Here is a 21,533-nt window from a genome sequence, read left to right on the forward strand (position 1 = left end):
TTTTTTGTGACACATGTCGCGAGACAAGTGAGACACATGTCGCGAGACATCACACATCGCCTGGGATGAGTGCTCGAACCCCCGATTGCTGCACCTGGTCGATACGCGCGGCCAGTTCATTCGCACTTGGCACGCTGAGGTGGTCGCGCCAGACCTGCGCGTCCACGGGGCTCAGCCCCACCACCGCACCGTCACGCTCAGCGAGCCAAAGCGTTTCGACTGCTCCCAGCCTGGACAAGATGCGTCCTGTCACCGGGTCGTTGGGTTCGACGAGCATCGACAGCACCATCCTCGCGGTGCGTTCGTCGCTCGCGACATCACTCAAGCTGGCCATCATCGGTTCCTCTCGGCGTTTCACTTACCGACGAGGTACACGGTCGGCCCCGGTTGGGCCGCAGCTAGGAGAGGACAGCGCGGATATAGATGCCGACTCCTATGAGCAAGAGCGCGCCGTAGAAGGGCAGAATCGACCACGAAGACCAAACGCTCCAGGTTGGGACCCATCGGCCAACAACAGTCTTGACTCGCTCACGCCATCCGGCCGACGCCGGTATCGGATCGTCAGCTTCGGATGGGTCGAGTGAGAACTGCGGGACGGCCCGCGTGCCCCGTGCAACTGTGTCGTACAGGCGCCGATAGGCGCGTTCTTGTCGCAAGTAGTTGGCATCGAGGAACATGAAGAGCACGACCGCGGCGAGTCCGAGCATCGCAACCGCCCGGGAGTGCTGAATCAGTGCGAACCCATAGGTGGCCGTCGCAACTGGCAGCAGCCAACCCTTCGCGCTTGATGACGCAGCGGACATGCGAGTGACGACTGCCTGGATGAAGTCGAGGTGCTTCCGCCGATCTTCTTCAGAGGGTGCGCTCGATGTGCTCAACTGTTGCTCGCCTTCCGACACTCGACTCTCAGCGCTTCCCACGCGTCGTCCTTCTCCTTCTCGCTGTAGTTGCTTTCGGGCGGCCAGATGTGTCCGATGGGGTCGCCTTCCCAGCGAGGCACAAGATGAATGTGCAGGTGGAAGACAGTCTGGCTCGCCGCACTGCCGTTGGACTGGATGACATTGAGCCCGTCCGGATTGACTGCACGTTTGACCGCTGCGGCGAGCCGGGTTGTTGCGTCAGCGAGCTGTTCTGCAGTGCTTCGGTCAAGCGTCCAGATGTCGGGAACGTGGATGCGAGGGATGACCAGGGTGTGTCCAAGAGTTGCCGGGTTGTGGGGGAAGAACGCGACGACATGCTGATCGCGATAGACCTCGCGGGCATCGGGGTCGTCTCTCTGGACGATCTCGCAGAAGGGGCAGTCAGGATCGCTTGTAGGCATTGTTGACCCAAGTAGTGATGTTCGCCTTGATGTCCGCGTAGACGGCCTGGCTGTTCGATCCGCTGGGGCTGTAGACCGGCACGTAGTCGCCGACGGTGCCGCCGCCCTTGAGCGACACCTTGCTGAACGGGTTCTCTCCGTATGAGTCGGTGTTGCCGTTGCGGTCGGCCAGCCCATGGATTCGGATGCCAACCAGCGGCTTGTGGTTGTCCCAGGCGTGCGCGATCTCGTGGCGCACCCACGGACGGCTGGCAGTCTGAGCGCCAATCAAGACTACGACTGCCGACTTGTAGGCCATCTGATCGGCGATCCACTTCTTGATGGCCGCGTCGCCCTTGCGCTTGACTTCCTCCCACTGCTGCGCGTTGAGGATGGGCTGTCCCTCCAACGCGCCCATCTGGATGATCTGCTGCACCCGCCATGCGTCGCGGTCGTAGTGGAAGCTGTAGAAGACTGACTTGGCCATGCTTGACTCTCCCGTCACCTGCGGTCGAGCCGCTCTCGTACCGTCAATCCAAGCCTACGGCGGACCACTGACATTCGAACTTTGATGCGCCCTCGCGCGGAGCCAGACCACCATCCTGCTTCACGACACGCCGTCGATGGTCTTGTCCGCGATGAGTCCAGCCTCGACCAGCGCTGCACGCACGGCCTTGCGGTCCACGCCCATCCGGCGACCGATGGCCCGCATCGAGACGCCAGCTCGGGCGAGGCGCACCGCCTCGGCCTTCTCGTCGATCCCCAGCCCCGGTCGGCGGCTCGGCACGTTGCGGCGACGCAGGTGCGAGAACACCGTGGCGCGATGGATGCCGTACCTCTCGGCGAGTGCCTTGACACTCATCCCGGCCAGGTAGTCGCCGACGAGCGCGTCCACCTCGGCCGCGGTGAGAAAAGTTTGAGCCGTCTCGACAGTCCTCACAACAGGGCCACGATCATCCTTCGCAGCGGTATCCTGGGGACGGCGGGAGACCTCGTAGACCCCACGGTCTAGGCGGTTGACCAGGGTTTTTGTCTTGGGGGCGGAGTTGCCAAACGTGCTACTCAGGCACCCCAAGTAGTCAGACAAGGAATGGGCATCTCAAGGCGAGGGCGCCCATCCTTGCGTTTCCGACCATCTCGCCAGGCCAGCATCCGGAGCGGACGCGAGCCGCTCGATGCGGTTGGGCGCCAACGGCCCGTCGATCCACCTGCCGCATGTGGTGTGCGCTCGGAAGACACCGCTGCGGAACGTCTTGACCTTCAAGATGCGTGTTTGTCGCCAATTCCACCACGTGCTGTCGGTGAGCTGCACACGAAAGAACCCCGAGACACGGAGGGCATTAACACCTCTTCGATGGAACATCTCCGCACAAACCAGGCTTGATTCGGTAGCATCAGCAAATCACCCCAGATGCCGGGACTCATAACACCGAGGGAGAATCAACGTGGCAGAGCCGTGGCTGTCCGCAGACGACATCGCCGCCCACCTCGGGGTCACCAAAGACACCGTCTACTCCTGGATCGCTGAGAAGGCCATGCCCGCCCACAAGGTCGGGCGGCTCTGGAAGTTTCAGGCCAGCGAGGTCGACGAGTGGGTACGCCGCGATGGCGCCGCCGACCCGCCCACTGCAGCCGATCCCCGTTGAGAGGTCACATGTCTCTTCCCGTCGATCCCCAGAGGCATCGGTGTGCCCTACTCTGAGTGACTGCGCTGAACATGGAAAGGAGAACCGCTTGACACCGCTGACCAGCGACCACGATCGCTACTCTCTGTCGTTCACCAGCGGCGCCCTCCTTGTGCGTGAGGCGGTCATCGCCACGCCGCTCTACCTCGATGCTCGCGACTGGGGGGAGGTGCGTTCCCGCCTGGCTGGCGAGAATCTTCTCCAAGCGCGCACGGCATCATCGTCCACACGCCTGGCTCGTGAGGTAGTGCAGCGGCTTGCAGTTCTCACTGATGCTGAACTTGAGCTGTTCGTCGAGTCGAGCGCGAGTGAACGGAGCCTGTTGATGTGGGTTGCTGCGTGCCGCCGGTACGCGCTCATCGGCGAATTCGCCGAGGAGGTGGTGCGTGAGCGGTTTCTGCTGCTCACGCCGCGCCTGGGCTACGAGGAGTTTGACAGCTTCGTGAACGGCAAGGCCTTGTGGCATCCGGAACTTGACGAGCTGAAGGAATCCACGTCGAAGAAGCTGCGTGCCACGGTGTTCCGGATGCTGACCGAGGCCGACCTCTTCACGAACGGCCAGATCCAGCAGGCAGTCCTGTCCGAACGTGTCCGCGACGCCCTGGATGCCCGTGAGCCCAGTGATGTCCGATTCCTGCCGATGAGAGCCACTTTGGAGGCCGCCCTATGACACCCAGTGAACTCCAGCGTCCTCGCGCTGGCAGCGCACCACAAGATGGCCGCCCTATGTCGCCCACTGAACTCACTCGCCAAGAAAAGCACCTGTTCGAGGTGCTCAGCAGCAGGCGCTTCCTGAACATGGAGGGGCTGTCCAACGAGATCCCGTTCTTCATCTATCCCTATCCTCCGGAGAATGCACTTGAGGTTGCCAAGGCCCGCAAGCGCATCACCAACCGTCTCGCCCAGACAGGCATCACGGTCCGTGAGATCAACCTGTACGACCTGTCGATTGAGATTCTCAAGGAGCGGGGCGTGTGGGATCGACTCATCGCATTGGAGCCCGGCCAGGACAAGGACGATTTCCGGGAACTGCTCCAGAGCATGCTCGACCCAGAAGAACACCTGGCGCCCGTGATCCGCGACCGACTCGCTGACGGCGCGTTCAAAATCGTCTTCCTCACCGGTATTGGCGAGGTCTTCCCCTACATCCGCTCTCACAACGTGCTCAACAACTTGCAGAGCGTCGTGGTGGGCAAGCCCATGCTCATGTTCTTCCCCGGCCGCTACGAACAGTCCGAGACACTCGGTTCCTCGCTCGTGCTGTTCGGGCGATTGAAAGACGACCAGTACTACCGCGCCAAGAACATTCTGGAACAGGAACCGTGACCGCCATGCTGCTCAACGAGATCTTCGCCAAAGACGTCCAGCGTCCCATCGAAGGCGTCATCAAGGCCGACGACACCGCGCACCTGGGCACTGAAGTCGACGAGTACGTGCTGACCAATGAAGCCGCCAAAGGCCTGGATCAGCTGCTGGAGTCCTACACAAATTACACGAACGCAAACGGCGTATGGATCTCCGGATTCTTCGGCTCCGGCAAGTCCCACCTACTCAAAATGCTCGCCCACCTCCTCGGCAACGTCGAAGGGCAAGACTTCTCCCGCGCCGCCGTCTCGCAGAGCTTCATGGCGAAGGCCGCGGGCGACTCGTTCCTCACCGCGTCACTCGCGAAGGCCGAGCGCATCCCTGCAAAGAGTCTGCTGTTCAACATCGACCAGAAGGCCACCCTGATCTCAAAAGATCAGACGGACGCACTGCTCAAGGTGTTCGTCAAGGTCTTCGACGAGTCACGCGGCTACTACGGCAATCAAGGCCACGTCGCCCGGTTCGAACGTGACCTCGACAACCGCTGCCAGCTCAACGCGTTCAAGGATGCCTACGCACGCGCCTCGGGCCGCGACTGGCTCCAAGGTCGCGAGCAAGGCGTCCTGGAGGAGGAAAACGTCACGAAGGCCTACGCGGAGATCACTGGCCAGACCGACAGTGCGCCGAGGTACATCCTGACGAAGTATCGCAACGAGTACAAAGTCTCCATCGAGGACTTCGCCGAAGAGGTCAAGACCTGGCTCGACCGGCAGGCCCCGGACTTCCGCTTGAACTTCTTCGTGGACGAGGTCGGCCAGTTCATCGGTTCGAACACGCACCTCATGCTCAATCTCCAGACCATCGCCGAGTCGCTGAACACGAAGTGCCGAGGCAGGGCGTGGGTGTTCGTCACCAGCCAGGAAGACATGGACAGGGTCCTCGGCGACCGGACGAAGTCCCAAGGCAATGACTTCTCCAAGATCCAGGCCCGTTTCGCCACCCGCGTCAAGCTCACAAGCGCCGACGTGGAAGAGGTCATCCGTAAGCGTCTGCTCACCAAGAACGAGCCGGGCACCGAACTCCTCGACGCCGTCTATGCCAGCGAGCATGCGAACTTCAAGACGCTGTTCGACTTCGTCGACGGCGCCAAGACGTACCGCAACTACACCGACGAGGATCACTTCGTCGGCACCTACCCGTTTGTCTCCTACCAGTTCCCGCTGTTCCGGGCCGCAATCGAGTCGATCTCGGACCACAACGGGTTCGAGGGCCGCAACTCCTCAGTCGGCGAGCGATCCATGCTTGGCGTGGTCCAGCAGGTCGCCAAGGACATCGCGACCCGAGAGGCCGGGAGTCTGGCGACATTTGACCAGATGTTCGCCGGTATCCGCGCCTCTTTGAAGTCGGCGGCCCAACGCTCCATCGATGTGGCAGAGCGCAACCTGGATGACGACCTTGCGATCCGCCTGCTTAAGGCCCTGTTCCTAGTGAAGTATGTGGACGACTTCAAAGCCACCGCACGGAACCTCACCGTGCTGGTCTACGACCGGTTCGGGCTCAACTTGTCTGAGTTGACCAAGCAGGTGCAGTCCTCTCTTGCCTTACTGGAAACCCAAACCTACATTCAGCGCAACGGGAATGTGTACGAGTATCTGACCAACGAGGAACAGGTCATCGAGGCCGAGATCAAGAACGTCGACATCGACTCCTCCGAAGTCTCCTCCCGGTTGAACAAGATCCTCTCCGGCGACGTCATCAAGACCTCGAAGATCCGCTATGCCAAGAACGGGCAGGACTTCCAGTTCGGCTACAAGCTCGACGACCAGGCCTTCGGCAAGCAGGCCGAACTGGCCCTGCACTTCATCACCCCCGAGTATCCGTACGGTCCCGAAGAGACGCGAATGCAATCTGCGGGCAAGGACGAGTTGCGGGTCATCCTTGACCCGGATGAGCGAGTCATGGGTGATGTGCGGCTGCTCATCCGTACGGAGAAGTACACCAAGCGCAAACTCACGAGTTCGATCTCGGCCAATGAGCAGCGCATCCTCCAGGCGAAGGCCACTCAAAACAGCGGACGGGAGAAGGAACTGGTCGAACGCATCTATGGCGCCGTCGGCCGCGCGGCGCTGGTGATCAACGCTGCCGACGTCACGTCCACCTCCCAAGACGCTCTGGCCCGGGTCAACGACGGATTCCAGGACCTCATCTCCCGCACCTACACGCAGTTGAACCTGCTGGGTGGGCGCACCTACAACGAGCAGCAGGTGGCAGGGTTCGCGAATCCCGACTCCGGCATGATTGACGACCCGACCCTCTCGAAGCTCTCCACCCCGGGCGAGGAGGTGCTCTCGTTTGTGTTGCAACGGGACCGGCTCGGCGAGCGAGTGACCATCAAGTCGATTGTCGACATGTTCCAGGCCAAGCCCTACGGCTGGGATCTTGCCTCCATCGAAGTCGTCGTCGCCTGGCTGATCGGCACGTCCAAGGTGACGCTCAGCGTGGACAGCAACCTCCTCAAACGCAGCGAAATCGCCGCTGCGCTGCGCAACACGCAGAAACACGGCCATGAGGTGATCGCGGCACAGAAGACGTTCGACCAGCGGAAGGTCTCCGCCTTCCGGTCCTTCTGCATGGACTTCTTCGACGAACCGGCCATCCCGAAAGACCCTCTTGAACTGACCCACTACGGAGCCCAGAAACTGGGCGCCAAGCTTAACGAACTCAAGGCCCTCACGACGGCGTCGAGGTACCCATTCATCAGTCAGCTCAACGAGCCGATCGACCTGCTGGAGCAGGTCGTGGGCCAGAAGGACGAGTGGTATCTCACCGACTTCGCCCACGGCGACGACCTGCTGGATGCAAAAGGCGAAGTGATCGACCCGATCACCGCGTTCCTCCACGGTGGGCAGCGCGCCATTTACGACGACGCAGCCAACCTGCTCGCCCAGAACACCAGCAACCTCAACTACCTGACTAAAGGTTCCAGCACTGAGGTCGCGCAGGCGTTGGCAGACCCGCAGGCCTTCCGGGGTAACAAAATGACCAAGCTCAAGGCAGCCACTATCGAGCTGAAGGCCAAGATCGATGACGAGCTGGCCGCGAATCGGGCCGAGGCCCGACAGGTCATCACCTCCCGGCAGGACGGCCTGCACTACAGCGCCATCTACCAGGACGCGGCCGAAGGCGCACAACATGCCGTCGACCAACTGATTGCAGAGCGCCTCACGAGGATTGATTCCGAGGAGCAGATCGCGGTAGTCAACGAGATCGCTAACACCTTCGAAAACACGACCTACCCACAAATACTGGACCAGCTCGCCGCCGCTAAACCACAGATAGCTGCGACGGACAACACTAATGAGCCGAGTACGACGATAGCGCCCGCGCCACCGGTCAAGCAGACCGTCTCCATCAAGAAGATCCGAGCAACCGGAGTGACAAGTCTCTTGGAGACTGCGGAAGACATCGATCGCTACCTTGACGCGCTTCGCGGCGCGCTCCTCGACACCCTCAATGACGGCAAGCGCATCGCGCTCTGAAAGAGATCCACCCATGGAAACCGCACCCTTGAAGAGTTTTGCCACCTGGGCCCGCACCGAACTCATCACTCAGGTCAGTGCACGCATCGCCGCCGTTCTCGCCCCTGCCTCGCTTGACCGCACGGAGAACCCCCGCGCCATCCGCGCTCTCGAAGCCGACATCAAGAAAGCCGGTGGGGATGTAAAGGGTAAGGACTCTGTCGCCGACAAGGTCGCCTACACGTGGTTCAATCGCATCATCGCCCTACGCTTCATGGACGCCAACGGCTACACCAACGCCGGAGTCGTCTCACCCGGTGCAGGGCAGAACGTAGGACAGCCTGAGATCCTCGCCGACGCCAAACGCGGCACCTTCGACCCCGACGTCGTCAACCCCAAAACCGCCGCCACTGTGACCGGGCTCCTCGATGGGTCCCGGCCCAGTACTGACCCGCAGGGCGAGGCATACACCCTGCTGCTCTCCGAGCACTGCCGCTACTGGAACCGCTCGATGCCGTTCATGTTCGAACGCGAAGGCGACTACACCGAACTCCTCATACCCGCCAACCTCCTGGCCGACGAGTCCATCCTTGCCCGCGCCGTTGCCACTTTGACTCCCGAGGTGTGTGAGGATGTTGAGGTCATAGGTTGGCTCTATCAGTTCTACATCTCAGAACGCAAAGACGAGGTCTTCGCCGGATTCAAGAAGAACATGAAGGCCGGAGCCGCCGAAATCCCTGCCGCCACCCAGCTGTTCACACCGCACTGGATCGTCCGCTACCTCGTCGAGAACTCCGTCGGACGACTGTGGATGCTCAACCATCCAGATTCCCACCTCGTCGACCAGATGGCCTACTACATCGCCCCAGTCGACGAAGAGACGGAGTTCCTCGAGCTCAGCAGTCCTGAGGAGCTGACGGTCATCGACCCAGCCTGCGGGTCGGGTCACATGCTCACCTACGCCTTCGATCTCCTCCACGCCATCTATGAGGAACAGGGGTACAACCCGTCTGAAATCCCCAGCCTCATCCTCACCCACAACATCTACGGCACCGAGATCGACCCTCGCGCCGGTGCACTGGCAGCATTCGCCCTCTCGATGAAGGCACGAGCCGGGCAGCGCGCCTTCTTCAAGAAGACCGTCCAACCGAACATCTGCGTCGTCGAACCGGTCGCATTCAGTCCCGACGAGATCGACTACCTCGTGACAAAGGATGGCGACCGCAACTCCGAGACAGCATTCTGGAACCAGTTCGAACACGCAGACACGTTCGGTTCGCTCATTCAACCCGATCCTGGGTTGACCGTCCGGCTCGCTGAGCACCTTGCGACTCTCGACGACGCAGGAGACATTCTTCACGCCGACACCATCGAACGGGCCCAGCGGGTCATCACCCAGGCCGAGTACCTGGGGCGGCAGTACTCAGTTGTTGTTGCCAATCCGCCTTACATGGGCAGCAAGCAGATGAACGCCCTCCTTTCACAGTTCATGAAGGACGAGTACCCGACTGGTAAAGCCGACCTCATGACGGCGTTCATGGTCCGTGCCCGGGTGCTCACTGTCCGCTGCGGCACCTGGGCAATGATCAACCTTCCGTCGTGGATGTCGTTGAAATCCTTCGAAGACCTACGGCATGACCTACTTAAAAGCCAGCGAATCGCGTCGATGGTCCACCTGGGACGCGGCATATTCGGGTCGGACTTCGGAACAGTCGCCTTCGTGATCGACAACGCTCCGGCCGGGTCAGCGCGTGGGGTGTACCGACGGCTCTTCGAGCAACACGTTGATGTCAGGCCGGTGTCCGTGATTGAGGCGCTGTTCTTCGACTCCACATACAACCGCTACGAAGTGTCACAAGCGGACTTCGCTGCCATCCCCGGATCCCCGATTGTTTACTGGCTGAGTGAAAGAATGCGGGCGGTCTTCACTGTTCATGACCCATTTGGCGCGGTTGCCTCGCTGGCTGTCGGTCTCCAGACAGGGGACAACAACCGGTTTCTTCGCCAGTGGTGGGAGGTCTCGGGTAACCGGACCGCATTCTCTTGCACGTCACGTGAAGACGCCGCCGCAAGCGGCGCGCGTTGGTTCCCATACAACAAGGGCGGCGAATTCCGGAAGTGGTACGGCAACCAAGAGCACGTCGTCAACTGGGAGGACGACGGTGCGGAGATCGTTGCCTTCAAGCCGCGTTCCGTCATCCGCAACCCTGGAACCTACTTTTCACCGTCAGTGTCGTGGTCCGACATCTCCTCGGGAGAGGCCGCGTTCCGGCGGTACCCCAAGGGGTTCATTCACGATTCGACGGGTCACTCGGGATTCGGACAGGAGACGATGCTTGATCGGATCGCGCTCCTGATGAACTCTAAGTACGTCATGGAGGTGATGCAGGTCCTCGCGCCGACGATGCACTTTCACATTGGGTACGTCGGCCTGGTGCCGGTCGCTTCTGATGTCAAAGATCTCCCGGGCAGCACCGTAGACAACCTGGTTGAGACGTCGCGTGCCGATTGGGACCTTGCGGAGACATCATGGAGCTTCGAACGCAACCCGTTGGTCACGCTTGCATGACAGCGCAGGCCCCGGAATGCGCGGTCCCTGTCGTTATCCGTGTGCCGTCTGCCCCAGCAGGGGGTTCCGCCCCACCCCCCCGGAGACCGCCACCCCCCCCCCGCCCGAGCCCGCCCCGCCGATGGCCTTGGGGCCACGGGGGGCGCCGCCGGCCGCGGACGCAGCCGCGACCGGGAGGCCAGCGACCTGTCCCACTTCATAGTTGAGCGTCGGGGCGACCGCAGCCAACTGCTCGAATGCCACCTGGGAGTTCGCAAAGGAGAGCAACATAGCCCGTTGTTGTCTTGTAGCGGCGAAGATTGACGTTCCTGCGACGTCGTAAATGAACCCGGCAGGATAGGAGCGGAATGCCGGAGCCCCACTGCTGACCTTGGACCACGACACTGACGGTGAAAAGTAGGTATCTGTGTTCTGAGCCCGCGACCGCGGGCGACCGCCATCCTCGGTCCCGAATGTACGGATCTCGGCGCCGTCATGCTCCCAATTGAGTACGTACTCTTGGTTGCCGTACCACTTCCGGAATTCGCCGCCCTTGTTGTATGGGAACCAACGCGCGCCGCTTGCGGCGGCGTCTTCACGTGACGTGCAAGAGAATGCGGTCCGGTTACCCGAGACCTCCCACCACTGGCGAAGAAACCGGTTGTTGTCCCCTGTCTGGAGACCGACAGCCAGCGAGGCAACCGCGCCAAATGGGTCATGAACAGTGAAGACCGCCCGCATTCTTTCACTCAGCCAGTAAACAATCGGGGATCCGGGGATGGCAGCGAAGTCCTCCCCCGATGCGAGGTGGAAGCCTTCCTCCTTGGTCTGCGAGCCAAGGGCGGTGCTCAATGCGTTGACTTTCTCTGCTTCTGACGCTCCGTCGACAAGACGGATGAACGTGCCCGCCTGCCTGCGGGCGGAACTCTGGCCCCCAGATGGCTGGTTCGCCAAGACGAACGCCGTCGACGAGACAACCTCGCCCCCGATCGAGTCGAAGGCCCGCGCGCCGAGGTGAAGCATCGACGTGATCCGTTGGTGAGTCAGCACTGAGGCGCGTAGCTTCTCGTACGAGCTGAGGAACATCCACGACTGCATGGTGATCATAGCCGCCGTTCCGCGTGGCAGCGCGAGACCGGCACAGCGCGCGATGAAACCAGCGAACAGGTCCGACTTGCTGTCCGGGTATTCGTCCTTCATGAACTGTGTTGCGGTCAGCCATCGCCTCGCCTCGAGGCTGACTACCGAGCCTCCAGATCTTGCCAACTCGCCTCGGCAACCGTCACACATGGCTACCCCGGTGGCTACCCTGCCGAACATCGAGATCTCCCACACCATGGGGTCATGGAGAGGATCAAGCAACGCAGCAAGGGAACCGGGTCGGTCTACCGGAACTCTAGGGGACAGTGGGTGGCCTCGATCGAGGCCGGATGGACGGAACGAGGAACGCGGCGCCGCATCACGGTGAAGGCACGAACGGAGACCGCAGTTCGCGTCAGACTCATTGAGGTTCAGAATCGAGTTGCGGCTGAGGGGCCCGCTGCCCAGACGTGCGGCAGTATCACCGTCAAGCGATGGGCTGATCGATGGCTCGAACAGCGGCAGCGCATCGTCCGACCCGGCACGTACGTCTCGGACCGCTCAGGAATCAGGCGCTGGATCGTCCCGGCTATCGGGCACCTACGTCTCGAAGCCTTGGTGCCCGCCGACATCAGGAAGATCACGGCGATCCAGGAAGACGCCGGTCTCGCGCTCGCCACGATGCAGCGAACTCATGCGGTGCTCGGCAAGATTCTCTCTGACGCGGTCGCCGAAGGCTACAGGGTCCCACAGCGCGCCCGTGAGGCAGGCAGTCCAGGTATCGGGAGCTCGCCAAGACAGCCCCTGAGCGCAGAGGCCGCGGCGAAGATCCTCGCTGTGGCCGCCACCCGTCCCGACGCCTCACGATGGGTAGCGGCGCTTGTGGAAGGGCTGCGCCCCGCGGAGGCACTGGGTCTGACCTGGGACATGGTGGATCTCCAGGCCGAGACGATGACACTCGCCTGGCAACTCAAAGCGCTGCCATACGTCGAGCTCAGGGAACCCGGAAGCGGATTCCGGGTGCCTCGCGGGTTCGAGTCCCGCCACATCCATGGCGCCTACCACTTGGTCCGGCCAAAGACCCGCGCTGGCAGCCGCGTCATCCCGCTCGTGCCTTGGCTCGTCGAAGCACTCTCGTCCTGGGCAGACTGCGCGCCGTCATCCCCGTGCGGGCTCGTCTGGCCCCGAGACGACGGCACCCCGCAATCGGCGGAACAGGATCGTCGACAGTGGTACGAGATCGCCAAGGAGGCAGGGATTGAAGTCACACTCCCAGATGGCACCAGCCGGAGACCCCTGCTGTACGAGGCACGTCACACAGCAGCCACCCTGCTACTCGCCAACGGGATCGACGAAACCACCATCAAAGCCGTGCTCGGGCACTCCTCAGTGCTGAGCACGCAGTCCTACCTGCACACTGACAGGACGAGGACTCGAGCGGCACTTGCAGCATCCGCGGAAAAGGTCGGACTTGGCGGTAAAGTGCACTGCTGTACTTCGGCTACCCCCATGGCTACCCTTCCGTGCCCGGGGCAGTCGACGGTGAGCATTGATACCTCGGTGAACTCGCGTAAGGCATCCCTTGAAGACGCTTGAACAGATCGTTGCACAGCACCGAGAAGAGTGGGCTGCTCGCTCACGCGCTCAGCAACAGCTGGAGATCGAAAACAACGAGGCCGTCGCGAAGCTCTACGGGCTGGAGGACGAGGTCCCTTCGTATGTACCACTCGAGCGCGTGTCGCTCACCAACAACTCCGCGTTCCGATGGCCGAACAAGACGCCCGAGGAACGCGATGTCCTGTTCGTGGAGTCCGCCATCGTCGACCTCGTCTCGTACGCCGTTGGCTGCATGTTTGGCCGATACAGTCTTGACAAGCCGGGCTTGATCCTCGCCGACCAGGGTGCGACGTTGCCGGACTACCTCGCCAAGATTCCAGTGCCCTCGTTCATGCCCGACGCGGACAACGTGCTCCCGATCGTGGACGGTGAATGGTTCGAGGATGACATCGTCGCGAAGTTTCGCCAGTTCCTTCGCCTGGCGTTCGGCGAGGAACACTTCGAGGAGAATCTGCGCTTCGTGGGAGAGTCCTTGGGGATGAAGACGCTTCGGGACTACTTCATCACCCGCGGCGGCAAGTCGAAGTTCTACGACGACCACGTGAAGCGATACAAGAAGCGCCCGATCTACTGGCTGTTCTCAAGCCCGAAGGGCTCCTTCAACGCTCTGGTCTACATGCATCGGTACACCCCGTCAACGGTGTCGACGGTGCTCAACGAGTATTTGCGCGAGTACGAGGCAAAGTTGGAGGCGAGTCTGGAAAACCTCGAACGTGAAGCCAACGGCGAGGGCTCTCCGCGCCAGCAGGCAGCTGCCGCCAAGGAAGGTGAGCGTCTCCGGAGGATCCTGGTCGAGCTGAGCGAGTACGAGCACGATGTGCTCTACCCGCTCGCCACGCGACAACTTGAGATAGATCTGGACGACGGTGTGCTGGTCAACTACCTGCGGCTCGGGAAAGCGCTGAGGAACTTCGGCTTGGAGAAAGATCGGAAGAAGGTCGAGGGATGGAGCTGGCCCACGAACAAGCTGGAGCCGTGACATGTCTGATCTCTTGGAGCGCGCCGGTGAGGGACGCCTGCCCAACCCGAGCATTCCGCTGCCATCTCAAGCCACTTCTCAAGGTCGGGCTGTTGGAGGTGGCCCTTCCTGACAAACCCACACACCCAGACCAGCGCCACCGCATCACAGGAGCTGGGCATGCCGTGCTCGCTGGACAGGAGGGCAACGAATGAGTTCCCTTACATCGGTGCTCCCGCACTTGGAAGAGCTATTCGTCCACCAACGTCTGGTGTTCTGGCATGACCTCGACGGCGACTACGCGGATGAACTTTCCGGCATCGATCTGCCGGACGTCACCGCGGTCGCGGTCTCCAAAGACGAGTATGCGCTCAAGTATCGGATGCTACAGGAGGAGCCAGAGGCCAAGTTCCTCGTCTACCGCCAGGGCGCGGTGCCTGCAGGGGTTGGGAACTGGTTGCTTGATCTGGAACTCGCCTACGGGGTGTTCACTGCCGAGCATACGGCGTTGCTACGCCACGACCTCGGGCTGACAAGTGATGGTGTCGACGCAGTGTTTATTGCCCATGAGACGTTCTTCCGGGCCGCAAAACGTACTGAGGCGCTCAAGGCTCTCCTGAATGCTGATGACTCGGCGGACTTGGTCCAGGCGAAGATGTGCGCAGTGCTGCTGGGTCAGAGCGAGCACAGCCTGCTGGAACTGACCCGTACCCTTCTGGTCGAGAACGCCCATGGTTCGAGACAGAAGTACGACTCGCTCAACGAGTACGGTTTGCTGAATTTCCACTGGGGGGGTGTCGCCAAGATCTACGGATACAAGGCGGACCAATCGAGCGTCGACGACTTCGTGCTGTGGATGTTCCGGCAGGCCATCAACGGGTTCAAGAGCGATCAGCCGGGAGCCTTGCGAAACATCCAGCTGGACTTCGCCAGCCTGCGCAACGATCGCCGCAGCGCCAAGGAACTGATGACGCTGGCCTCGCGCGCCGCCAAGGATCTCGACTACGCGAGCCAGATCGAAGACGCTGATATCGCGTCCCTGGCCGGGAACGATCTGTTCGAGAAGGTCGAGCAGAAGATCGTCAGCACTCTGGCCCGCCAGGTGACGGAGCGGACGATCAGCGTCCGTGAAGTAGCCGAGATAATCCGTGGCCGCCAGTTGAGCATTTGGGTGGACGGCTATCGGGATCTGTACACGGCGATCGGTGCCGCCTCCGAGCTGCTTTCGACACTTGCCAGTGCGGCGTTCGAGATCTCCTCGTTTGATGGGGGTTTGCAGCGATATCAGCGGGAGTGGTTTCGCATCGATCAGCTCTACCGGCACTTCCAGCTCGCTGCTCGCACCACCGATTACGCGGGTATGGACGAGAAGTTGCCTGACGAGGTGGAAAACTACTACGTCAACAAGTTCCTCTTCCCGCTCGGCGCAGCCTGGCAGCATCAGGTGGACGCGGTCGGTGTTTGGCGCTCGAACATGGTGCAGCCCCAGTCGTCGTTCTACCAGGACCGAGTGGAGCCTCTCGTCCGCAAGGGCACCAAGAAGGCTGTCGTCATCATCTCTGATGCCCTGCGCTATGAGGTCGCCCAGGAACTGGGCACCCGCATACGCCAAGAGGACCGCTTCGACGCTACGCTCGACGCGATGCTCGGAGTGCTGCCGAGCTACACCCAACTGGGGATGGCTTCACTTCTGCCCCACAAGACCCTCGCCCACTCGAATGGCGGCGATCCTGTTCTCGTGGATGGGCAGCGCTCGGACGGGACGGCCAACCGGAACAAGATCCTCGCCCGGGTGGATGGGTACGCGATCCAAGCTGAGGAAGTGCTGGCGATGGGCAGTCGGGAACTGAAGCAGCTCTACACCGAGCACCACGTCTTCTACGTCTACCACAACGGGATTGACGCTGCTGGTGACAAGGCCGCTACCGAGCGATCTGTCTTCGAGGCAGCAGAGGTAACACTCGGCACACTCGTGAAACTGGTGAAGAAGCTTGCCAGCGCGAACGCCACGAACATTTTCGTGACCGCTGACCACGGGTTCCTCTACCAAGACAGTCCCCTTGCCGACGCTGGGTATCTCTCGACCAAGCCCCAGGGCGACGACCTCACGGTGATAAACCGCCGCTACGTTCTGGGGCGCGGGCTGAAGGACGATCCGGCGTTCAAGATGTTCGAGCCTGAGCAGGTCGAGTTGGCAAGTGATCTTCAGGTGCAGATACCGAAGTCGATCCACCGGCTGCGCCTGGCCGGTGCTGGGTCGCGGTACGTGCATGGTGGAGCGGCGTTGCAGGAGATCGTGGTGCCGGTGCTGGCGATCAACAAGAAGCGCAAGAGCGATACCCGACAGGTCAACGTTGACGTTCAGCCGGAGACGGACAAGATCACGACCGGTCAACTGGTGGTGAGGCTTTACCAGAACGAACCGGTGAACGAGAAGGTTCAGCCCCGAGTTCTCCGTGCCGGACTGTACGTTGGCGAGACACTCATCTCCAACCAGACCGAACTGTCCTTCGACCAGACCTCGGACGACAAGCGCGATCGGTACCAGAACGCTCCGATGCTGCTGAGCCAGGACGCGGACAAATTCAACAACCGCGCTGTCGAGTTCCGGCTGGAGGAGCAGATCCCGAACACCACCCAGTGGCGGACCTACGCCCGTGCTCAGTACACGCTGCGCCGTTCGTTCACCACGGACTTTGACTTGTAAGTGAGGCAAGCAGCTATGACCGACACCCAGAATTTGGGCAACGGCACACCACAGCAGACCGACCTCGACTACAAGATCAACCTGCTGTACGGCGGAACCGTTGTCCGCAAAGACCTCGTCAGGGCGGTCAAGGGTAATGCGATTGTCCCCACCTTCGTCCTGGAGTACCTCTTGGGCCAGTATGCGGCGTCCGACGACGAAGCAACGATTCATGCGGGCATCAACGCCGTGCGCAAGATCCTGGCTGACCATTACGTGCACCGCAACGAGTCGGAGCTGGTGAAGTCCATCATCCGTGAAAAGGGACGCCACCGGATCATCGACCGGGTCAGCGTCGTGCTCAACGAGAAGGAAGACGTCTATCAGGCGTCGTTCGAGAACCTCGGGATCCGTGGAGTCGTCATAGATGATGGGATCGTCCAAGCCAACGAGAAACTCTTGGTCGGTGGCGTGTGGTGCATCTGTGACGTCGAATACTTTCATTCTGATGACGCCCGGACCGTCCCGTGGATCCTTGGATCGCTCAAGCCGATTCAGATGTCCAGATTCGACTTCGGTGGTTATCTCGCATCGCGAGAAGGCTTCACCACAGATGAATGGATCGACTTACTCATCCAATCCATCGGTTTCAACCCGGAGATGTTCGGCCGCCGTGCGAAACTCCTCCAGCTGATCCGATTGATCCCGTTCGTCGAGCGCAACTACAACCTCATCGAGTTGGGGCCCAAGGGCACCGGCAAGTCACACATCTTCTCCGAATTCTCACCGCACGGCATGTTGATCTCGGGTGGCGAGGTGACGGTCCCGAAGTTGTTCGTCAACAACTCCAACGGAAAGATCGGCCTGGTCGGCTACTGGGACGTGGTGGCCTTCGACGAGTTCGCGGGCAAGAAGAAGCGCACGGACAAGGCACTCGTGGACATCATGAAGAATTACATGGCCAACAAGTCCTTCTCCCGTGGCGTGCAGACACTAGGCGCGGAGGCATCCATGGTGTTCGTGGGCAATACCTCTCACACCGTGCCCTACATGCTCAAGAACTCCGACCTGTTCGATGAGTTGCCCGAGGCCTATCACGATTCGGCCTACTTGGATCGGCTGCATTGTTATCTCCCCGGGTGGGAAGTCGATACGATCCGCGGTGAGATGTTCTCCACGGGGTACGGCTTCGTGGTGGACTACCTCGCCGAGGTGCTGCGTTCCATGCGCAACAGCGACTTCTCTGACAAGTACCAGCCATATTTCACGCTGGGATCGGACATCTCCACCCGTGATCGGGACGGCATCCACAAGACGTTCTCCGGACTGATGAAGCTCGTCTACCCAACGGGTGAGGCGAGCGCGGAGGAGATCGAGGAACTGCTGCGCTTCGCCATTGAGGGGCGCAAGCGGGTAAAGGACCAGATCCTGCGCATCGACGCGACCTTTGAGCCCGTCAGCTTCGGATACACCGACAAGTCCAGCGACTGGCATCCCGTCACGACCCTGGAGGAGGATGAATACCCGGCGTACTACCGAAAGACCGCCGGCCCCCGCGCTAACTCGGCGACGGAAAGCACGCCAACACCTCCGGGACCAGTCGCCGACGCACCCGCGGTCCACTCTGTGGCGGAGAAGCCTCGACTGTTCGAAGGACAACGAGACTTCGTCGAGAACCAACGCGGTGTCTCATACGAGCAGATCCTCCTCCCATACCTCCGTGGTGCAACCGAGATCGAGCTTCACGATCCCTACATCCGGATGAGCCACCAAGGACGGAACCTCGTCGAGCTGCTGGCGCTGATCGCCTCGGCGAAGGACCCCGCAGATGAGGTGAACTTCAAGCTGTTCACGACGCTCGACGACGATCCGAACTACCAACAGAAGCAGTTGCAGATGTTGAACCAGATCATCCAAGGGGCAGCTCAGCAAGGTCTCAACGTGGAGATAGCGAAGGACCCAGGCGGCCATGACCGCTGGATTCGCACCGATACCGGTTGGCGCATCAACCTCGGACGCGGCCTCGACATCTTCCAGAAGTCAGAAGGTGGCTGGTTCGACCTCGGCACCAGCCACCAAGAGTTCCGCCAAGTCAGAGCCTTTGGCGTTACGTACATCCGCGAGACGTCACAAGGGGTGGCTTCTGATGGATGAGCCCGATCATCTCGCCCAGGTAAACGTTCCAGACGGAGTCGGTGTCGAGATGGCCCATCTGAGCGACCACTGTTGCGCGCTCTGGACGCATGCTTTCACGTGGTTCGCTGCCCCGTGTCAGTGCCAGCAGCAGGTTCTTCGGCCGCAAGGGACGCCCACCAGAACACTTCAGCCAGCGTCGCCAGAGTTGCGAGTGCCAGCCGCTGGATTCGGACGACCGGCGATCCGTGTTGCGGTGCTCAGGTCCATCTTCAATCTCGACTCCCATGCGGCGAACTCGTCAGTCCGCTCAATGGCCGTCATATGTGTGCTTTAGTACTCACATCAACTGAGTTCAGAAAGTTCTGAGCCCCATTGGAAGCCCGGTGGTAAGAATCCCCAAAAGCCACCGCTCAGCCGACATTCTGCAGGGTCAACGCAATGCACTATGAACACTTATAGATTCCTAAATGCTCACAGACGAATACGCTGTGGCGACGGCGAGCATGACCGTGAATCCGGCGTACTTGTCGAGTGATGGGTGGCAACGTATTCGTGTGTACCTGGATTCGGCGAAGCAGCACGGCGAGGTTGCCGACTTCTCCATCCGTGTCGAGCTGCTGACCTCGGGAAGGCGGCCAAGAGGCTGGGGATGTCACGATCCACCGTGCTGCGCCGGATCATTGCTGGTGACCTCACGGCCATCAAGGTCTGCACGCACGATCGCATCCCGCTGAATGAGTACGAGCGATAAAGGCGTGAGCTGGTGCTGTGCATGGACGAGGTATCCGCTGTCGACATCGAGACCGAGCTGTTCGGTCTCAAGGAATATTCAAGCCCAACTCGACTCGAATTCGACAAGTGACACAAACAGTCTGGAGATGACCATTGGATGGCCGCCGCACATGAACTCAGATGGTGGAGTCTCGACGGTGCAACATCGGTAGCACCCTTGCTTGCAGTTAAAGATCGCCGCGGTATATATGTGCTCGAATTTAGAAACGGCGAACGCTACGTCGGAAAAGCGACAACTGCAAATGGTCGCTTCTCATCCCATCGGCACGGTTCAGCACATCACACACCATGGCCGGATATCGTGGCATTCGGATTCATGCCGGTTAATGAAGGACCACTTGATCAAGCGGAACATGCCATGATCATTCAACAATGCTCACAGGGGCACAAACTCCGCAATAAAGTATGGAACATCGGGCACGATCAACCAGCTCCTCTCGACAAAATTGTCTCGATCGAAGTGCAAAAGCACTGGGCAACTGGTAGCCCTACATACGATCTCGAGCCGTTTGTCGAAGCAGCACGACGGGAACCGGGTGCAATACCGAAGCTCTGCACGGCCCATGCGGGCAAAGAAATACTAGAGAATGGGCAGTCGGCCGCTGAGGCCGTGATCGGCTTGCTTGCCCAAGTGGTGTCGCAGGTGATTCCTTCAGCAGTTGAGCTTGAAGAACGGTATTGGACGCTGTCCGACTATCCGCAAACTGCAAGGGGGAGATTTGCAACGTTGACTGTGGGCCCCTTGGAAATTGCGGTGTTTCCACGTTTTTTCAGGATGGACAAGGATGGCCATGAAGTCACGAATGGAAAATTGTTTTCTTTTCTGAACGCTGCTCCAGGAACGTTTATCTCAGCAGAGGATCGGGAAGAAGATGAGGATGCGGAGTGGTTTCAAGAAACCGATGGGCATCCCGCAGTGTTCAGCTACGTACATGGAAATTATAAGCTTACACCGGTTGACCGTATCGCTTTTGAACTCGGAGCATTCACTCTTGATGATTTTTCCGAGGAAGAAATCACAGGAATGCGGAAGCTCGTAATCGATGTTATGCGCAATTCGACCGCCATGTTGAATAGCCGCCATCACTCACACGAATTGGCACGTCGCGTTTATGAGCAAATTGTCGAGCAGGCTGCAGACAGTGGTGAGGATCTCAGTTGCAAGCGAAATCTCGTTGCACCGAACTTGGGCCGATCTGACAGGCATGGAAAACATGCTCCCACCTTTGGCGGTTGACCAAACGCGGGATTCCGCAGGCCAGCACGTCTCAGCCTCGTGCCGCTCGGCCCCGGCGCACTTTGAGGAAGCCGTCGATCGAGTCCCACACTCCGCTTCCCACCACCGCGAACCCGATGACCGCGATGACGATGTTCGAGACTGTCGCAGCGGAGTCTGCCGGAATCAGCGCCGGAAAGAATGCGGGGTCGATCAGCTCACCGCGGGTGATCAGCAACAGAACGCCCGCCATCACGACCACGTTCAGTACGGTCTTCGCCCAGGCTGCCGCAGGCGTCCACGCACCCCGCACATACACCGCGATGGCCACCAAGGCCCCCGCAGCCATCACGACGAACAGCGCGCCCATCCACCACGGCCACAGGCCGACAGCGAAGAACGACAGACCAGGATGGCCCGGGGCGAAACCGAGTAGGTGATCCCAGACCAGGGCACCAGCAGCAATGACGAGCCACACGAGGTAGGCCACAAGTTCAGAGAAGCCCGCGCCCAGGTCCTTGGGCTCCGGCAGATCATCAACACTCCACTCGTGAGCGAAGTCGACGTCTTGGCCCTTCGCCGAGCGTTCAACGATGAAGAAGACGAGAGTCGTCCAGAATCCGATGTGAACGATCACGGGCTCTTCACGATTGAGGGTGTAGTTGGGGTCTGAATCCTCCGGCCTCGAGGAG

Annotated in this window: 17 protein-coding genes; 10 read left to right on the top strand and 7 right to left on the bottom strand. The window is 60.5% G+C overall.

Annotation, left to right across the window (positions count from 1 at the left end):
• Window positions 1-49: 49 nt before the first annotated feature.
• The 5 genes from ABF648_RS09205 to ABF648_RS09225 form a co-directional block, all read right to left on the bottom strand.
• Window positions 50-334, bottom strand: coding sequence for a hypothetical protein (locus tag ABF648_RS09205; RefSeq protein ID WP_415631992.1), 285 nt, complete (start codon window positions 332-334; stop codon window positions 50-52).
• Window positions 335-398: 64 nt separating this feature from the next.
• Window positions 399-878 (bottom strand): hypothetical protein, encoded by a 480-nt coding sequence (locus ABF648_RS09210; protein WP_415631993.1) that lies wholly within the window; start codon window positions 876-878, stop codon window positions 399-401.
• Window positions 875-1,321 carry an HIT family protein gene (locus ABF648_RS09215; protein WP_415631994.1) on the bottom strand — a complete coding sequence of 149 codons (447 nt, stop codon included), beginning with the start codon at window positions 1,319-1,321 and terminating at the stop codon, window positions 875-877. Before ABF648_RS09215 ends, ABF648_RS09210 begins: the two co-directional genes overlap by 4 nt.
• Window positions 1,302-1,787 carry a TIR domain-containing protein gene (locus tag ABF648_RS09220; protein ID WP_142113229.1) on the bottom strand — a complete coding sequence of 162 codons (486 nt, stop codon included), beginning with the start codon at window positions 1,785-1,787 and terminating at the stop codon, window positions 1,302-1,304. The genes ABF648_RS09215 and ABF648_RS09220 overlap by 20 nt, the downstream gene beginning before the upstream one ends.
• A 120-nt stretch (window positions 1,788-1,907) precedes the next feature.
• Entirely contained in the window at window positions 1,908-2,240 is a 333-nt protein-coding gene (locus tag ABF648_RS09225) for a hypothetical protein (protein ID WP_415631995.1), read from the bottom strand.
• A gap of 505 nt (window positions 2,241-2,745) precedes the next feature.
• Here ABF648_RS09225 and ABF648_RS09230 point away from each other — a divergent pair.
• The 5 genes from ABF648_RS09230 (at window position 2,746) to pglX (ending at window position 10,377) form a co-directional block, all read left to right on the top strand.
• Entirely contained in the window at window positions 2,746-2,946 is a 201-nt protein-coding gene (locus tag ABF648_RS09230) for a helix-turn-helix domain-containing protein (protein WP_415631996.1), read from the top strand.
• Between the two features lie 88 nt (window positions 2,947-3,034).
• Entirely contained in the window at window positions 3,035-3,655 is a 621-nt protein-coding gene (locus tag ABF648_RS09235; protein ID WP_415631997.1) for a DUF1819 family protein, read from the top strand.
• 56 nt (window positions 3,656-3,711) lie between these two features.
• A complete protein-coding gene (locus tag ABF648_RS09240; protein WP_415631998.1) occupies window positions 3,712-4,311 on the top strand; it encodes a DUF1788 domain-containing protein in 600 nt (199 codons plus the stop codon).
• A 5-nt stretch (window positions 4,312-4,316) separates the two neighbouring features.
• On the top strand, window positions 4,317-7,829 hold the full coding sequence (brxC, locus tag ABF648_RS09245) for a BREX system P-loop protein BrxC (RefSeq protein WP_415632007.1): 3,513 nt from the start codon (window positions 4,317-4,319) through the stop codon (window positions 7,827-7,829).
• A gap of 13 nt (window positions 7,830-7,842) precedes the next feature.
• Window positions 7,843-10,377 (top strand): BREX-1 system adenine-specific DNA-methyltransferase PglX, encoded by a 2,535-nt coding sequence (gene pglX, locus ABF648_RS09250; protein WP_415631999.1) that lies wholly within the window; start codon window positions 7,843-7,845, stop codon window positions 10,375-10,377.
• 33 nt (window positions 10,378-10,410) lie between these two features.
• Here pglX and ABF648_RS09255 read toward each other — a convergent pair whose 3' ends face one another.
• Window positions 10,411-11,622: an Eco57I restriction-modification methylase domain-containing protein gene (locus tag ABF648_RS09255; protein WP_415632000.1), complete on the bottom strand. Its 1,212-nt coding sequence runs from the start codon at window positions 11,620-11,622 to the stop codon at window positions 10,411-10,413.
• Between the two features lie 78 nt (window positions 11,623-11,700).
• Between ABF648_RS09255 and ABF648_RS09260 the strand changes: the two genes are divergently transcribed.
• The 5 genes from ABF648_RS09260 (at window position 11,701) to ABF648_RS09280 (ending at window position 20,862) form a co-directional block, all read left to right on the top strand.
• Window positions 11,701-13,032 carry a tyrosine-type recombinase/integrase gene (locus ABF648_RS09260; RefSeq protein WP_415632001.1) on the top strand — a complete coding sequence of 444 codons (1,332 nt, stop codon included), beginning with the start codon at window positions 11,701-11,703 and terminating at the stop codon, window positions 13,030-13,032.
• Window positions 13,019-14,032, top strand: a complete 1,014-nt coding sequence (locus ABF648_RS09265; protein ID WP_415632002.1) for a class I SAM-dependent DNA methyltransferase — start codon at window positions 13,019-13,021, stop codon at window positions 14,030-14,032. The genes ABF648_RS09260 and ABF648_RS09265 overlap by 14 nt, the downstream gene beginning before the upstream one ends.
• A gap of 190 nt (window positions 14,033-14,222) precedes the next feature.
• Entirely contained in the window at window positions 14,223-16,718 is a 2,496-nt protein-coding gene (gene pglZ, locus ABF648_RS09270) for a BREX-1 system phosphatase PglZ type A (RefSeq protein ID WP_415632003.1), read from the top strand.
• Between the two features lie 15 nt (window positions 16,719-16,733).
• Window positions 16,734-18,851, top strand: a complete 2,118-nt coding sequence (brxL, locus tag ABF648_RS09275) for a BREX system Lon protease-like protein BrxL (protein WP_415632004.1) — start codon at window positions 16,734-16,736, stop codon at window positions 18,849-18,851.
• An 871-nt stretch (window positions 18,852-19,722) separates the two neighbouring features.
• Window positions 19,723-20,862: a GIY-YIG nuclease family protein gene (locus ABF648_RS09280; protein ID WP_415632005.1), complete on the top strand. Its 1,140-nt coding sequence runs from the start codon at window positions 19,723-19,725 to the stop codon at window positions 20,860-20,862.
• A gap of 31 nt (window positions 20,863-20,893) precedes the next feature.
• On the opposite strand, the gene ABF648_RS09285 is transcribed toward ABF648_RS09280, so the two are convergent.
• On the bottom strand, window positions 20,894-21,533 hold a 640-nt coding region (locus ABF648_RS09285), incomplete at its 5' end, for a hypothetical protein (protein ID WP_415632006.1).

The sequence above is a fragment of the Propionibacterium sp. genome (assembly GCF_047719395.1).
In the GTDB taxonomy this organism is placed as follows: domain Bacteria; phylum Actinomycetota; class Actinomycetes; order Propionibacteriales; family Propionibacteriaceae; genus Propionibacterium.

Excerpts from the sequence above, each read along its gene's own strand:
- ABF648_RS09205 (WP_415631992.1), bottom strand. The coding sequence starts at position 334 with ATGGCCAGCTTGAGTGATGTCGCGAGCGACGAACGCACCGCGAGGATG.
- ABF648_RS09215 (WP_415631994.1), bottom strand. The coding sequence starts at position 1,321 with ATGCCTACAAGCGATCCTGACTGCCCCTTCTGCGAGATCGTCCAGAGA.
- ABF648_RS09220 (WP_142113229.1), bottom strand. The coding sequence starts at position 1,787 with ATGGCCAAGTCAGTCTTCTACAGCTTCCACTACGACCGCGACGCATGG.
- ABF648_RS09240 (WP_415631998.1), top strand. The coding sequence starts at position 3,712 with ATGTCGCCCACTGAACTCACTCGCCAAGAAAAGCACCTGTTCGAGGTG.
- brxC (WP_415632007.1), top strand. The coding sequence starts at position 4,317 with ATGCTGCTCAACGAGATCTTCGCCAAAGACGTCCAGCGTCCCATCGAA.
- pglX (WP_415631999.1), top strand. The coding sequence starts at position 7,843 with ATGGAAACCGCACCCTTGAAGAGTTTTGCCACCTGGGCCCGCACCGAA.
- ABF648_RS09260 (WP_415632001.1), top strand. The coding sequence starts at position 11,701 with ATGGAGAGGATCAAGCAACGCAGCAAGGGAACCGGGTCGGTCTACCGG.
- pglZ (WP_415632003.1), top strand. The coding sequence starts at position 14,223 with ATGAGTTCCCTTACATCGGTGCTCCCGCACTTGGAAGAGCTATTCGTC.
- brxL (WP_415632004.1), top strand. The coding sequence starts at position 16,734 with ATGACCGACACCCAGAATTTGGGCAACGGCACACCACAGCAGACCGAC.
- ABF648_RS09280 (WP_415632005.1), top strand. The coding sequence starts at position 19,723 with ATGGCCGCCGCACATGAACTCAGATGGTGGAGTCTCGACGGTGCAACA.